1 protein-coding gene is annotated in these 581 nt (G+C 41.0%); it reads right to left on the bottom strand.

Annotation, left to right across the window (positions count from 1 at the left end; all coding sequences use genetic code 11):
* Positions 1–73: 73 nt before the first annotated feature.
* Positions 74–289, bottom strand: a complete 216-nt coding sequence (locus tag V7201_RS05535) for a CDGSH iron-sulfur domain-containing protein (protein WP_335375781.1) — start codon at positions 287–289, stop codon at positions 74–76.
* Positions 290–581: the final 292 nt, after the last annotated feature.

The raw sequence follows: 581 nt of genomic DNA, 5'->3' as shown, positions 1-581 counted from the left end.
CATTTCTCGAAGTGAATTTTATACTCTCTTATCCATAAAAAAGAGCAATGGGAAACCCATTGCCCTCTCACTATTACTCAGTCTCTTCAGGCTGAGGAGCACGCACAACTGATTCAAAATTCCCTTTGTGGGAAGCATCGCAAAACGGCATATTTTTACTCATACCGCAGCGGCAAAGCGAAAAAGCAGGCTTTGTTTCGAATTTGTTCCCGGCACCATCCAATAATTCTACATCTCCAGTAATCCTTAATGAACCATTATCATTTACTTTAATCTGTACTTTTGTCAAAAAAAACACTCCTTCACAAAATTGTCACAATTACCTTTGATAGTATAAGCTAACCAAGAAAATTGCAAGACTATTTTGAAAGGGGAAGCACCCTTCATAATCAGATAAGGTAAGAAGTTATGTTAAAATATAGGCTCTGTCAAAGGTAAAAGGTGATTTTTAGCACCTGTTGATAGTAGTGGAAGGCGCGAAGACTCCTCCGAAAATGCTACCGCATTTCCATCGTGTGTGGCGGATTCGAGGAAGCAAATCAATGTCCTGCGGGCTTAGCTGGTCAGGTGAGACCCCGCAG

Source organism: Bacillus sp. JJ1122 (genome assembly GCF_036964885.1).
GTDB lineage: Bacteria > Bacillota > Bacilli > Bacillales > Cytobacillaceae > Mesobacillus.
The sequence above is the reverse complement of the archived record's forward strand: the minus strand, read 5'-3'. Positions and strand labels throughout refer to the sequence as shown.